The organism is Candidatus Palauibacter scopulicola (assembly GCF_947581915.1).
Taxonomy (GTDB): domain Bacteria; phylum Gemmatimonadota; class Gemmatimonadetes; order Palauibacterales; family Palauibacteraceae; genus Palauibacter; species Palauibacter scopulicola.
The window spans coordinates 18,134-31,442 of record NZ_CANPWG010000068.1 but is presented as its reverse complement, the minus strand read 5'-3'; the positions used below and the strand labels follow the sequence as shown (position 1 = coordinate 31,442).

Here is a 13,309-nt window from a genome sequence, read left to right as displayed (position 1 = left end):
ATCATCCGTCCCGCCATCGTTCATCTTTCCATCGCCCGCCGATGGCCCACAGATTCACGCCGCCATGAACAGCGAACGCAGGTACGGAGAAGACGAAGTACGGCAGATCTTCGCACGCGCCGCCGAGGCGGCCGAGGAGGAGCGCGCCCGTCTGCCCTCTCGCGTGGACGGCGGACTGACGCTCGGCGAACTCCAGGCCGTGGGTCTCGAGGTCGGGCTCCCCGAGGAGCGCGTCGCGGCGGCCGCCGCCGAACTCGATACGCCCCCGCGGGTCGTACCGCCGCGAAGACTGCTCGGCGTTCCGATTTCCGCCGGCCGGATCGTCCAACTCCCCCGGGAGCTGACGGATCGCGAGTGGCAATTCCTCGTCGCCGAACTGCGGGCCACGTTCGACGCGAAGGGCGAGGTCACGGCCGAGGGCGGGATTCGCGAATGGAGCAACGGGAACCTGCACGCGGTCCTCGAGCAGACCGAGGCGGGCCACCGCCTTCGGCTGGGCACACGCAAGGGCGACGCGCTCGAAACCACCTTCGTCGGCGCCATGTTCTCGGTCATGGCGGTGATCGTCGCCTTCATCATGGTCGCGGACGGCAGAGCGGACGCGGCGCTGATGGTCCCTGCGCTGATGGGGTTCGGCGGGGGCGGCGTGCTGGTCGCCAACGCCCTCCGGCTGCCCCGGTGGGCGGGCGAGCGCGAGCGGCAGATGGAGCACATCGCGGCCTGGACGCAGAGCCTGCTCGCAGCCGCTCCGCCGGGCGCGGAGGAGGCGTAGGATGCGGAGGATGCCCAGGATGTGGAGGATCCTCGTCCTCGCGGCGATCGGGCTGTTGGCGGTGCCGGCCGGAGTTCTCGCACAGGGCGGGCTGGAGGTCGTCGTGCGGAACGCCGACACCGGGGCGGGTCTGCCGCGGGCGCAGGTCGTGCTGCCGGGACTCGGCTACGGGGGGATCACCGATGTCGAGGGCCGCTTCCGCATGCCGGACCTTCCCTCCGGCGGCATCGCGGTCGAAGTGCGGCTTCTCGGCTACGCGATCGCGCGGCGGGAAGCCACCGTCGTGGACGATTCCGTCGTCGTGCTCGAGGTCCCCCTGACTCCGACCGTGATCTCCGTAGCCGGCCTCGTCGCCGTCGGCAGCCGGTCGCGACCCCGGACCGCCACGGAATCGATGGTCCCCATCGACGCGCTCGCCCCCTCGGAGTTGCTCGACCAGGGGGACACGGACATCGACGATCTTCTGCGAGCGACGATCCCCTCCTACAACGTCAACCCGCAGGCCGTCGGAGACGCGGCGAGGATCATCCGGCCCGCGAACCTCCGGGGCCTGGCCCCCGACCATACGCTCGTGCTCGTGAACGGGAAGCGGCGGCACCGGGCGGCGGTCATCACGTGGATCGGCAACGGCGTCGCCGACGGCGCGCAGGGCCCGGATATCTCGACCATCCCGGCCATCGCCCTCCGCCAGGTGGAGGTGCTGCGGGACGGCGCCTCGGCCCAGTACGGCTCCGACGCCATCGCCGGCGTCATGAACTTCCATCTCAAGGACGCCCGGTCGGGCGGCGCGCTCGAAGTGCGCGGAGGCGGCTTCGCCGACGGGGGCGGCGAGGGCTACACGATGTCCGGCAACACGGGACTGCCGCTCGGCGCGACCGGCTTCGCCAACCTGAGCGCCGAGTACGGACACTCGAACTCGAGCAGCCGCAGCGTGCAGCGGGCGGACGCCGCGCTCCTCGTCTCCCGCGGGAACGCGCACGTCCGCGACCCGGCCCAGATCTGGGGCGCGCCGAAGATCGAGGACGACCTCAAGCTGTGGGGCAACTTCGGCTACTTCCTCGGCAGCGGCACCAAGGCCTACGCGCACGCGAACCATGCGAGCCAGCGCGTGACCGGGGGCTTCTTCTACCGCAACCCGAACACGCGGAGCGGCGTGTTCAGCCTCGACGCCGGCGAGACGCTCCTCATCGGCGACCTGCTCGACGCCGAGGACGGGGTCCTCGACGGTTCCGCCGGCTGCCCCGTCGTCCGGGTCACCGATGGGCTGCCGGACCCGGCCGCCCTCCAGCACGTCCTCGCGGATCCGAACTGCTTCACCTTCCAGGAGCTGTTCCCGGGTGGTTTCACGCCGCAGTTCGGGGGAGATGTGACCGACGCCTCGCTCGTCGCGGGCGTGGAGGGCCAGATCGGGCGCCTGAACTGGGACGTGAGCGGGAACTACGGCCGGCACGAAGTGGACTTCTTCATCTTCAACACGGTCAACGCCTCGCTGGGCCCGGCCACGCCCACCGAGTTCGATCCGGGACTCTACCGGCAGGTGGACGTCAACCTGAACGTCGACGCGGCGTACGCCGTGAGCGACCTGCTCGACCTGGCGGCCGGGGTCGAGTGGCGCGACGAGCACTTCACGGTCGGACTCGGCGAGGACGAATCGTGGACGCTGGGCCGCCTCGCACCGCAGGGGTTCAGCGCGGGCTCCAACGGCTTTCCCGGCTTCAGCCCCATCGCGGCCGGCGACTGGCACCGCACGAACACCGCCTTCTATGCGGACGCCGAACTGCGGGACTACCGCGACGACCGCTGGACGCTCGGCGCCGCCCTCCGCTTCGAAGACTTCGAGGACTTCGGATCGACGCTGAACGGCAAGCTCGCGGGGCGGTACGCGCTCACCGACGCCCTCGCCCTGCGCGGCAGCCTCAGCTCCGGCTTCCGCGCGCCCACTCCCGGCCAGCAGAACGCCTTCAACGTCTCCACCATCTTCGACCGCAACCTCGGGGACCTGGTGAACAGCGGGACGATCCCCTCCACCTCCAGAGTCGCGGAGCTGCGGGGCGGGGTGCAGCTCGATGCCGAGAAGTCCCGCAACTTCGCGGCCGGAGCCGTGCTGGAGCGCGGCGATTTCCTGCTCACGGCGGACTACTTCCGCGTGGCCCTGTCCGACCGCATCGCGCTCACGCAGCGCTTCAATCTCACGCCCGACGAACAGACGAGACTCGTCGAGGAGGGCATCGTGAGCGCGCGCAACCTGCAGGAGTTCCGCTTCTTCACGAACGACTTCAGCACGCGCACGCAGGGTCTCGACGTCGTCGCCACGTACGCGCCCGCGACGCTGGCCGGCGGGACGGCGCTGAGCCTCGCCTTCAACCACACGCAGACGAAGGTCACCGAGTTCGATCCGACGAAGCTGGACGACACCCGCATTCGCCAGCTCGAGGGGGGGCTTCCCGGCACGCGCTGGATTCTCACGGGGAAACACGCGCTCGGCCCGCTAAACCTCCTGGGGCGCGTGAGCTACTACGCCGGCTGGTTCGATTCACGGGACGATGTCTCGTATCCCGGCGCCCATCTCGTCGACCTCGAGGCCTCGTGGTCGATCGGCGACGCGCTCACCGTCACCGCGGGGGGGCAGAACGCGCTGAACCGGTATCCGGCGGAGAATCCCGGCGCCACGTTCTCCGGCAACCGCTACGGCCCCGGATCCCCCTTCGGCTCCAACGGCGGCTTCTACTACGTCCGTCTCGCGTATCGCTGGAACTAGTGACCGGGGTGGGGGTCGAACCCACGACCTGCGGATTAAAAGTCCGTTGCTCTACCAACTGAGCTACCCGGCCGGGAAGCGGGGCGGACCCGACGGGGCCTCCGCCCGGCGCGGCTCAAGTTAACACCGGCGCCGACGCCGTACACCTTTCGCGGTCACCTCGCGGTCAGCCCGGGGGACGCGGCAGTCCGCGGAGAATCCGCAGGCCGGAACTGTCGGCCGCCAGTTCCGCGGGGAGCCCGCCGGCCGCGTTGCGGAGGATGCTCCGCACCTGCCCGGTGGCGCGATCGATCGCCATCATCGCCCGCGCGCCCGCCTCCCGGCCCACCGTTGTCACGCCCTCCGGCCCGCTGAGTTCCAGCCGGTCCAGCGCCTCCGTCCAGGCAGGATCGAAGGGAATCGAGTACGAAAACCCCTTGCTCCCATCCGAGATCTCGCCCGGCGTGAAGCGGATCGAGAACAGCGTCTCCCCCTCGCCGTCGAGCCCCCGCACCCGGTAGTCACCCGACGCCCCCGGACTGCGGACCCTGCCCTCGTACGCAAAGGCGGGCTCGAGCACGAGTTCCCCGTCCGCCCGGATCCCTCCCCAAATCATGAGCACCGTCGACGCCTCCGGCTCACCAGACGGGTCCTGGCCCGCCGCGGGCGCCGCCGCCAGAAGGGCCGTTGACGCGACCGCCGCCGCGGTCGCGAGGAAGCGGGTCTGCGGCGCAACCCGCCGCCGGTGCGTTTCCAATCTGTTCATGGTGGCGTACTACCCGCGATCCCCCGGTAGTGCTCCTTCGTTGATCCTCCGTTGATCCTCCTCTCCATCATGCTGCCTGAACACTCAACGTGAGGCAACGCTTCGGCCGACCCGTCGTCTGCGCCCCGGCCCCTGCCTTGCCAATAGTATGGATGATAAAATATGATTTTCCGTTGTCAGTATTCATACCTCGAATCGTCGAGCCTGGAACATGCGCATATCGGAGCGGGGGCAGATCACGATCCCCAAGAAGCTGAGAGACCGTTTCGGCATGAATCACAACGTCGAAGTCGAACTCGTTCCAACGGAAGGGGGCCTTCTCATTCGAAAGCGAACGGCCGCCGGGCACCCGGTGGACCGGGTGTACGGCATCCTGGGGACGGGTGGGAACACGGACGACTACATCGAGGCGATTCGGGGTCGATGATCACGGCGGTGGATACGAGCGTCCTGCTCGACATCTTCCTTCCGGACGAACGTCACGGCCGCACCTCGCGCGAGTGGCTGGTGGAGGCATATGACGCCGGGGCGATCATCGTCTCTCACGTCGTGTACGCCGAGTTGGCCCCCGCGTTCCCGGACCGGGAGGCGCTGGACCGGGCGCTGCGCGAGGTCAACGTCGTCGTTTCTCCGATCGATGCGGGCATGGCCCACGATGCGGGGCGCCGCTGGGGACGATACCGCCAATCCGGAGGGGCCCGGGACCGCATCATCACGGACTTTCTGATCGGCGCCCACGCCGTGGCCGCCGCCGACCGCTTTCTCACCCGCGACCGTGGCTTTTTTTCCAGCTACTTCCCCGAACTCGAACGCGGCGACTGAACCGCGTTCCCGCGGGAACGTCTCGTCCGGTGGGGACGCTACCGGGCGCGGCGGGAGAGCCAGGCGCCGTAGAGGAGGGCGCGGTAGTAGCGCCAGGCGTCCTCGAAGCCGGCGCCGGCCAGCAGTTCGAGGATGCGGGCCTCGGAAGCCCAGTGGATGCCCTCGTCGATCTTCGCCCGGAACGCGGCCCGTTCCGCCTCTCCCATCCCCTGGATCTCCCAGTACCGGGCCCAGGCGGCGAAGAGTTCGTCGAAGCGGGGGCCGTTCCGGTCTCCGTGGAGTTCGAACAGGAGGAAGGGGGCGCCGGGCGCGAGGCGGCGGGCGATGTCGCGCAGGAGCGCCTGCTTCGCGCCGTCGTCCGGGAGGAAGTGCATGACGTTGAAGCAGGTCGCGGCGTCGAAGCCGTCCTCGTCGAGGTCGGAGACGTGCCCGTGCACGAGACGGACGCCGTCTCCCACGCCGGCCTCCCCCGTCCGGTCCCTGGCGATGTCGATCATCTGGCGCGACGGATCGACGCCGGTCAGCCGCCAGCCGGGCTGCGCCGCCTTGAAGGTGACCAGCTCGATGCCGGTTCCGGCCCCGACGACCAGCACCCGCGGACTCGGGCCCCGGCGTCCCTCCAGGCGTCCCTCCAAGCGTCCCTCGAGGAGCGCGAGCGCCTGCCGGAACGAGCTCCGGTAGCCGGGTATCACCGTGCGGGCGATGTACTCGTAGTCGCCGCCGTACGCGCCGTCGAAGTCGAATGGGGCCTCGTCGAATGGGGCCTCGTTGCCGGGTGTACTCATGGGCACAAGAAACCCGCCGCCCGGGATTCGTTCAAGTGTGCCGTCGTGGGCGGGCGGGTGTGACGTCGCGGCCGCGCGGGGCGTGAACCCGACACGAGGTCGCGACTCGTAGGGAGAAGGGTCGCGGCCCGCATGGCAAGGGTCGCGGACGTATTGAGATTCAGATTGCCGAAAGGCACGATGGTATAGATGAAAACGAAGAGATTGGCCGCCCGCGCGCTGGTCGCGGCGCTGGCCGCATTGCCCCTCCTCGCCGGTTGCGGCGCTGCCGGAACGGGGAGCGATCCGGGCGTGGCCGGCCGGCCCGCCGCCGCAATGGCGCACATCGGGCCGGAAAAGAAGATCCGCGGCGTCTCCTTCTCCGCCCCGCGGCGCGAGATGGCGCCGGATGCCCTCGTCCGCGCCTCGCTGACGGGAGCCAACTGGGTCGCCGTCGTCCCCTACGCCTTCGTCGACCCCGCCCAGCCGCGCGTCGCGTTCGACCGCGAACGCCAGTTCTGGGGAGAGAGGACGGAGGGGGTCGCGAAGACCATCGAGTACGCGAGGGAGAGCCGGCTCTCCGTCCTCCTCAAGCCGCACCTCTGGGTGCGCGGACAGGGCTGGCCGGGCGAGTTCGAGCCCGACACGGAGGAGGACTGGGAGATGTTCCTCTCGGGATACCGGGAGTACATCCTCCGGTTCGCGCACGTCGCCGACTCGCTGGACGTGGAGATGTTCAGCGTGGGCACGGAGGTCGATCTCGTGGCGCTCGCGCGGCCGGACTACTGGCGATCGCTCATCGAGGAGGTGCGGGCGATCTACGGCGGGCGCCTCACCTACGCGGCGAACTGGGACAAGTACGCCCGGATCGAGTTCTGGGACGCGCTCGACCTCGTGGGCGTGGACGCCTACTTCCCGCTCGCCGACGACGCCACGCCGGACGTGGAGACGCTGGTCGAGGCGTGGGAGCCCTGGAGCGAGGAGTTGCGCGAGGTCGCCGTCGCCACGGGCAAGCCGATCCTCTTCGCCGAGTACGGGTATCGCAGCGTCGACGGCGCGGCGGGCCGCCAGTGGGAGTTGCCGGAGGGACGCCGCGCGCGGGGCGTGCCGGCGAACTACGAGGCGCAGTCCGGGGCCTACGAGGCGCTCTTCCGCGTGTGGTGGGACCGACCCTGGTTCGCGGGTGGATTCGCGTGGAAGTGGTACGCCGGATCTCCGGCCGGGGAGTGGATCGCGACCGACTACTCGCCGCAGGGGAAGCCGGCCGAGACGGTCATGGCCACCTGGTACGGCGGCGATGCGAGCCCGGGCACGCCGCCGGTTCTCACACCTCTGGGTCTCGCCGAGGATCTCGCTGAGGATCTCGCCGCGGATCGGATGTCGGGGCAGGGGCCGGGTCCGGCGCCGGAGTGAACTCCAGTTCGGTCTGAAGGACCCCCTGGAAGGTGATCCGGTGGTGCGGGGTCGGGCCGTGCCGGCGGATCGCTTCCATGTGCTCGCGGGTCCGGTACCCCTTGTTGGACGCCCAGCCGTAGAGCGGGTATCGCGCGTCGAGCCGCCGCATCAGGCGGTCGCGCGTGACCTTCGCGAGGATCGAGGCGCAGGCGATGGAATGCGAGGCCCGGTCTCCCCCGACGATCGAGCGGTGCTCGCCGAGTTCCGGGACCGGGTTGCCGTCCACGAGGACGAGTTCGGCCGGGAGCGCGAGACGGTCGAGCGCGCGGCGCATGGCCACGATCGTCGCGGCGCGGACGTTGAGGCGTTCGATCTCGCGGGTGGAGGCGGCGGCGACGCGCCAGGCGAGACTCTCGGCGCGGATGCGGCGGGCGAGTTTCTCGCGGCGGGAGGGTGAGACCTGCTTGCTGTCCGTGCAGCCCTCGAACCGCTGTCCCGGGTGGAGCGCCACGGCACCCACCATCACGGGACCCGCCACCGGACCCAGCCCGGCCTCGTCGATCCCGACCACGACGCGGAGGCCGGCAGCCCAGCCCTCCTCCTCGTAGTCGAGCGGCGCCGTGGCCGGCGCTTCCGGAGACGCCCCTGGAGCCGCTTCCGGAGCGGGCGTCGCCGGTGTCAGCTCTCCTGCTTCTTGTCGAGCCACCACTTTCGCTCTGGCACCCGGGCCCGCTTGCCGCGGCGGTTGCGCAGATAGTAGAGCTTGGCCCGCCGGACATCGCCGCGCCGAACGACCTCGAGCCCCACGATCCACGGGGAGTGGAGGGGGAAGATCCGCTCGACGCCGACGCCGCCGGAGATGCGCCGCAGGGTGAAGGTCGCGTTGACCCCCGCCCCGCGACGACCGATGCAGACGCCCTCGAACGGCTGCACGCGCTCCTTCTGCCCTTCCTTCACGCGTACGCGAACGCGCACCGTGTCCCCCGGCGCGAAGGCCGGGAGGTCCGTGCGCTTATATCCCTCCTCGATACCGGCGATTCTGGGATCCATCGTTCGTCTATCCTTGTTCGCTGCGTCTCCATGTGCGTTTCCGGCGGACGCAACCATCTGTTGTCACGGGAGGGTGGCGGCGATGTGACGATGGGTACGGCCACAGCCCTTCAGTATATCAGTCGGCGGCGTCGAGGTCGAGGAGGTCGGGACGGCGGCGGCGTGTCGCCGCATCGGCCCGCGCGGCACGCCAGCGTTCGATGCGGGCGTGATCACCCGACCGGAGCACGTCCGGCGCCGGTCGGCCGCCGTGCTCGGCGGGCCGCGTGTAGGCGGGGGCGGAGAGGCGCCCCTCGTAGAACGAGTCGGAGGAGGCCGAATCGTGATCGCCGAGCGCTCCGGGCAGGAGGCGCACCACGGCGTCGATGACGACGAGCGCGGCCGGCTCGCCCCCGCTGAGGACGTAGTCGCCGATCGAGACCTCCTCGTCCACCCAGGCGTCGACGACCCGCTCGTCGATCCCCTTGTAGCGCCCGCACAGCAGCGTGAGGTCGGACTCGAGCGCGAAGCGCACCGCCGTCTCGTGGTCGAACGGCCGCCCGCGCGGGGAGAGCGAGATCACGCGCCCCGGGCGGTCCAGCGCGGCGAGCGCGGCGTCGAAGGGCTCGGGCTTCATCACCATCCCGCCCCCGCCTCCGAACGGCTCGTCGTCCGTCGTCCGGTGGCGGTCCGTGGCGTACGCGCGCACGTCGATGAGCCGGTAGTCGACGAGCCCCGCCTCGCGGGCGCGGCCCGGGATCGAGAGGCCGAGCGGGCCCTTCAGGTAGTCGGGGAAGATCGTGAGGACGTTGATTCGCATGGGACCGTTCCCGTCAGATGCGTCAGCTGCGTCAGATGTCGAGCAGGCCGTCGGGGAGCTTCATGCGGACCTCGCCGGCCTCCAAGTCCAGTTCCACGACGAGGTCCGCCTCGAACGGGACGAGCCGCTCGCGGCCGTCGACGTCGAGCGCGAGGAGCGGCGCGCCGGGTTGATCGTACACCTCCCGGATCACTCCGATCGTCGTGTCCTCCTCGCAGACCGACATGCCGATCAGATCGTGCAGCAGGTAGCCCCCGTCCGGCAGCTCCGGAAGCTCTTCGCGGGGGACGGCCAGGCGCGCGCCGCGGAGCCCCTCGGCCGCGGTGCGGTCCGCCACCTCGCGGACCTCGACGAGCCACCGCCCGCCGTGGAGCCGCGCCGTCTCCAGCGTGAGCGCGCGGGGCGGTGGCGCGCCGCCTGTGTCGGCATGCCCGCTCGTGGCCGTGCGCGTACCCTTGTCCGTGCGCGCGTCGATGAGATGGAGCCGGCGACCCGCTTGAAAGAGCGCCTCGGCGTGGTCGGTCTCGGCTTCCAGAAGCAGCCCGCCGCGGATCCCGTGCGGCCGGGCGATGCGGGCCACGATCACGGGCGCGTCAGACATGGTGGACGCGAGGCTAGTCGGCGTCGGCTTTCGCCGCGTCGTCGGCGCCGTCCGCCGCGTCGCCGGCGTCGTCCGCGTCGCCGGCGTCGTCGGCCGCTTCGGCTGTGGCTTCGGCCGCGTCAGCAGGAGCGTTGTCGGCCCCAGCGGCCGCCTCGGCCTCTGCCGTCGCCTCCGCCTCAGGCGCCGCCTCAGCGTCGGGCGCTGCCTCCGCTTCCGCAGCCGTTTCCGCCTCGGGGGCCGCCTCGGCTTCCGGCGCCGGCTCGGTCGGGGCGGCCTTCTCGGCGGCGGGCTGCTCCGGCTCGGGTTCCGGCGGGGCCTCGGCGCTCGGCTTCGGACGCTGCGAGGTGCCGCGCTGTCCCGGCGGCGGACCGATCTCGATGATCGCCGTCTCGAGCGACCCCGGATCCACGCCGTCGTGGAACTGCTTCCAGACGCCCGTCTTCCGCAGGAGCGAGCGCACCGTGTCCGTCGGCTGCGCGCCCTCGTTGAGCCAGTGCAGCGTGCGCGCGGCGTTGATCCGCACGAGCGACGGCTGCGTGCGCGGGTTGTAGAGCCCGAGGCGCTCGATCGACGCGCCCGCCGTCCCCTCCCGCGAATCCGTCACGATGATGCGGAACGAGGCCGCCTTCTTCGCCCCACGCCGCTTGAGCCTGATTGTCGTCGCCATTCAGTTCTCCGATTGTCTCCCTGATCTGCCCGGAACCGTCCGCGGTCCGGCTTCTATCCCAATCCCCGGCCCAGCCGGCCGAGGCCGCCGGGACCTCCCGGCATCATCCCGGGCATGAGCTTGCCCATCTGTTTCATCATCTTCCGCATTTCGCGGAACTGCTTGAGGAGCCGGTTCACCTCGTGCACCGGCCGCCCCGATCCCTTCGCGATCCGCGCCCGGCGCGACCCGTTCAGGATCTCCGGCCGCCTCCGCTCCTCCGGCGTCATCGAGAGGATGATCGCCTCCAGGTGTCTCACCCGCCTGGGGTCGACGTCCGCCTGGTCCAGCATGCGCGCGTCGACGCCCGGCATCATCTTCAGCAACCCCTTCAGGGGTCCCATCTTCTGGATCTGCTGGATCGACGTCAGGAAGTCCGCCAGATCGAACTCCCCCTTCCCCGCCAGCATCTTCTTCTGCAACCGCTCGGTCTCGCCGAGGTCGACCGTCTGCTGCGCGCGCTCCACGAGGCCGACGATGTCCCCCATCTGGAGGATCCGGCCGGCCATGCGCTCCGGGTCGAAGACCGTGAGGTCCTCGGGCCGCTCGCCCGTTCCGACGAATCGGATCGGCACGCCGAGCACGCTGTAGATCGAGAGCGCCGCGCCCCCGCGGGCGTCCCCGTCCATCTTCGTGAGGACGATCCCCGTCAGCCCCACCGCGCCGTGGAATCCCTCGGCGATCCGCACCGCCTCCTGCCCGGTCATCCCATCCGCCACGAGCAGGATCTGCTGCGGCTCCACGGCCGCCTTCACGCGGCGGAGTTCGTCCAGCAACTCCTCGTCCGCCTGCAACCGGCCGGCCATGTCGAGGAGCAGGTGCGTGACCCCGCCCCGCCTCGCCTCGTCCAGCGCGCCGCGGGCGAGTTCCGACATGTCCTCGCCGCTCGGCCGCGCCAGAAGCGGGACCCCGATCCGCGCCGCCAGCGCCTCCAACTGCTCGGGCGCCGCCGGGCGGTAGGGATCGCACGCCACGAGCGCCGGCCGCCGCCCCTCCTTCGCCAGGCGCCGCCCCAGCTTCGCCGCCGTCGTCGTCTTCCCCGACCCCTGCAGGCCGACGAGCATGACGACCGTGGGCGGAACCGGCGCCTCCGACTCCTCCGGCGCCGCCTCGCCCAGCAGGGCGACGAGTTCGTCGTGGACGATCTTCACGATCTGATCGCCCGGCCGGACCGACTTCAGCACATCCTCGCCGAGCGCGCGCTCCTTCACCTTCGCGAGGAAGTCGCGCACGACCCGGAAGTTGACGTCCGCCTCGAGCAGGGCCCGCCGCACCTCGCGGAGCCCCTCGTCCAGCAACTTTTCCGTGATGACGCCGCGCTGGCGCAGTTTCTTCAGCGCACCGTCCAGCCGGTCACCCAGGCGTTCGAACATCTACCGTTCCAGGCATCGTTCCAGGCATCAAAAAAACGCGATTGGAAGGTCTCCATTCGCGTCTCGAGAAGGCGCCGAACCGCCCGCACCCGATCCGTATTGAGCCGCGCAGTCTAGGGGTTTTCACGACTTCAGGCAACGAATCGGGGCAACGAATCCGGGCAACGATCCGGGCAACGATCCGGGCAACGAATTCAGGCCGCGGCGCCCGCGGGCAGCGCGATCGTCTCGCGCCGGGCCGCGCCGACACCGACGAAGCGGATGGGCGCGGCGCAGACTTCCTCGATCCTCGCGAGGTAGCGGCGCGCGGAAACCGGCAGGTCGCCGAAGGTCCGGCACCCGGTCGTGTCCGCGTTCCAGCCCGCCCAGCTCTCGTAGACCGGGCGCACGCGGGCGAGATCCGCGACGGAGTCCGGGAACGACGCGGTCGGCGCCCCGTCGAGTTCGTAGCCGGTCGAGAGCCGGATCGTCTCGAAGGTGTCGAGCACGTCCAGCTTCGTGACCGCGAGGCCGGTAAGGCCGTTCACGCCGGCCGCATAGCGGGCGACGCTGCCATCGAACCAGCCGGGGCGCCGGGGGCGGCCGGTGGTCGCTCCGAACTCGCCGCCGAGCTGCCGCAGGCGTTCGGCCTCCGCCTCCGGGAGTTCCGTCGGCAGCGGGCCCTCGCCCACGCGCGTGATGTAGGCCTTCACGACGCCGATCACCTCGTCGATCAGGGTGGGCCCGATCCCGACGCCCGAGGCGGCGCCTCCCGCCGTCGTCGTCGAGGAGGTGACGAACGGATACGTCCCGTGGTCGATGTCGAGGAGCGCCCCCTGCGCCCCCTCGAGCAGGACCCGCCCCCCCGATGCCAGCCCGCCGCGGATCTCGTCCCCCGCGTCCGTCAGCAGTTCCACCATGGCCGGGCGGACCGTCTCCAGTTCCGACATCACCTCGTCCGCATCCACCCGCCGCTCGTCGCCGAGTCCCGCCAGCGTGACGTTCGCGTGCACCGCCGCCCCCGCGACGATCTCACGGGTGCGGTCGAGGTCGCGCAGATCGCCGACACGGAGCCCGGTGCGCGAGATCTTGTCGCGGTACGCCGGACCGATCCCCCGCCCCGTCGTCCCGATCTTCTTCGAGCCCCGGCTGTCCTCCTGCGCCGCATCGAGCAGCCGGTGATAGGGGAGGACGAGATGCGCGCGCCGGCTCAGCCCCAGGCGCCCGTCGAGATCGATCCCGCGCTCCCGGAGCGTGTCCATCTCCCGCGCCAGCACCCACGGGTCCACGACCACGCCGTTTCCGAGGAGGCAGCGCGTCTCGGGATTCAGGATCCCGGAGGGGATGAGGTGGAGGATATGCTCCTCCTCGTCCGCGCCCTCCCCCACGCGCACCGTGTGCCCCGCGTTCGCGCCCCCCTGATAGCGCGCCACGATCGTGGCCTGCTCCGCGAGCACATCCACGATCTTCCCCTTCCCCTCGTCCCCCCACTGCGCCCCCACCACAACGACGCAACGCACCCTGTCACTGAACACGTGTCTCCTG

The 13,309-nt window shown here is 70.6% G+C and carries 14 protein-coding genes and 1 tRNA gene; 5 read left to right on the top strand and 10 right to left on the bottom strand.

The window, feature by feature from the left end:
* The first annotated feature begins 64 nt into the window (after positions 1-64).
* Together RN743_RS14860 and RN743_RS14855 are read left to right on the top strand one after the other, a co-directional pair.
* The gene (locus RN743_RS14860; protein WP_310780968.1) at positions 65-772 is read left to right on the top strand and encodes a hypothetical protein; all 708 of its coding nucleotides are present in this window, start codon (positions 65-67) and stop codon (positions 770-772) included.
* A 10-nt stretch (positions 773-782) separates the two neighbouring features.
* On the top strand, positions 783-3,530 hold the full coding sequence (locus tag RN743_RS14855; protein WP_310780967.1) for a TonB-dependent receptor: 2,748 nt from the start codon (positions 783-785) through the stop codon (positions 3,528-3,530).
* Here RN743_RS14855 and RN743_RS14850 read toward each other — a convergent pair.
* Both RN743_RS14850 and RN743_RS14845 read right to left on the bottom strand, forming a co-directional pair.
* Positions 3,531-3,603: transfer RNA gene (locus RN743_RS14850), tRNA-Lys, on the bottom strand.
* 93 nt (positions 3,604-3,696) lie between these two features.
* A complete protein-coding gene (locus tag RN743_RS14845) occupies positions 3,697-4,275 on the bottom strand; it encodes a hypothetical protein (protein ID WP_310780966.1) in 579 nt (192 codons plus the stop codon).
* A 211-nt stretch (positions 4,276-4,486) separates the two neighbouring features.
* Between RN743_RS14845 and RN743_RS14840 the strand changes: the two genes are divergently transcribed.
* Entirely contained in the window at positions 4,487-4,702 is a 216-nt protein-coding gene (locus RN743_RS14840) for an AbrB/MazE/SpoVT family DNA-binding domain-containing protein (RefSeq protein ID WP_310780965.1), read from the top strand.
* On the top strand, positions 4,699-5,097 hold the full coding sequence (locus tag RN743_RS14835) for a PIN domain-containing protein (protein ID WP_310780964.1): 399 nt from the start codon (positions 4,699-4,701) through the stop codon (positions 5,095-5,097). Before RN743_RS14840 ends, RN743_RS14835 begins: the two co-directional genes overlap by 4 nt.
* 38 nt (positions 5,098-5,135) lie before the next feature.
* On the opposite strand, the gene RN743_RS14830 is transcribed toward RN743_RS14835, so the two are convergent.
* Positions 5,136-5,882 carry a class I SAM-dependent methyltransferase gene (locus RN743_RS14830; protein WP_310780962.1) on the bottom strand — a complete coding sequence of 249 codons (747 nt, stop codon included), beginning with the start codon at positions 5,880-5,882 and terminating at the stop codon, positions 5,136-5,138.
* A 189-nt stretch (positions 5,883-6,071) separates the two neighbouring features.
* On the opposite strand from RN743_RS14830, the gene RN743_RS14825 reads away from it, so the two are divergent.
* Complete coding sequence (locus RN743_RS14825) at positions 6,072-7,274, top strand: hypothetical protein (protein ID WP_310780961.1); 1,203 nt, start codon at positions 6,072-6,074, stop codon at positions 7,272-7,274.
* Here the strand turns inward: RN743_RS14825 and RN743_RS14820 are convergent.
* The 7 genes from RN743_RS14820 to RN743_RS14790 all read right to left on the bottom strand — a co-directional run bounded on the left by RN743_RS14820 (position 7,186) and on the right by RN743_RS14790 (position 13,284).
* Positions 7,186-7,962 (bottom strand): ribonuclease HII, encoded by a 777-nt coding sequence (locus RN743_RS14820; RefSeq protein WP_310780960.1) that lies wholly within the window; start codon positions 7,960-7,962, stop codon positions 7,186-7,188. The genes RN743_RS14825 and RN743_RS14820 overlap by 89 nt on opposite strands.
* Positions 7,935-8,306, bottom strand: a complete 372-nt coding sequence (rplS, locus tag RN743_RS14815; RefSeq protein WP_310780958.1) for a 50S ribosomal protein L19 — start codon at positions 8,304-8,306, stop codon at positions 7,935-7,937. Before rplS ends, RN743_RS14820 begins: the two co-directional genes overlap by 28 nt.
* A gap of 118 nt (positions 8,307-8,424) precedes the next feature.
* Positions 8,425-9,105 (bottom strand): tRNA (guanosine(37)-N1)-methyltransferase TrmD, encoded by a 681-nt coding sequence (gene trmD / locus RN743_RS14810; RefSeq protein WP_310780957.1) that lies wholly within the window; start codon positions 9,103-9,105, stop codon positions 8,425-8,427.
* A 31-nt stretch (positions 9,106-9,136) separates the two neighbouring features.
* Entirely contained in the window at positions 9,137-9,706 is a 570-nt protein-coding gene (gene rimM / locus RN743_RS14805; protein WP_310780955.1) for a ribosome maturation factor RimM, read from the bottom strand.
* A 13-nt stretch (positions 9,707-9,719) separates the two neighbouring features.
* Positions 9,720-10,373, bottom strand: a complete 654-nt coding sequence (rpsP, locus tag RN743_RS14800; RefSeq protein ID WP_310780954.1) for a 30S ribosomal protein S16 — start codon at positions 10,371-10,373, stop codon at positions 9,720-9,722.
* 53 nt (positions 10,374-10,426) lie between these two features.
* Complete coding sequence (ffh, locus tag RN743_RS14795; protein ID WP_310780952.1) at positions 10,427-11,785, bottom strand: signal recognition particle protein; 1,359 nt, start codon at positions 11,783-11,785, stop codon at positions 10,427-10,429.
* A 194-nt stretch (positions 11,786-11,979) separates the two neighbouring features.
* Entirely contained in the window at positions 11,980-13,284 is a 1,305-nt protein-coding gene (locus RN743_RS14790; protein WP_343219053.1) for an adenylosuccinate synthase, read from the bottom strand.
* Between the last annotated feature and the right edge of the window lie 25 nt (positions 13,285-13,309).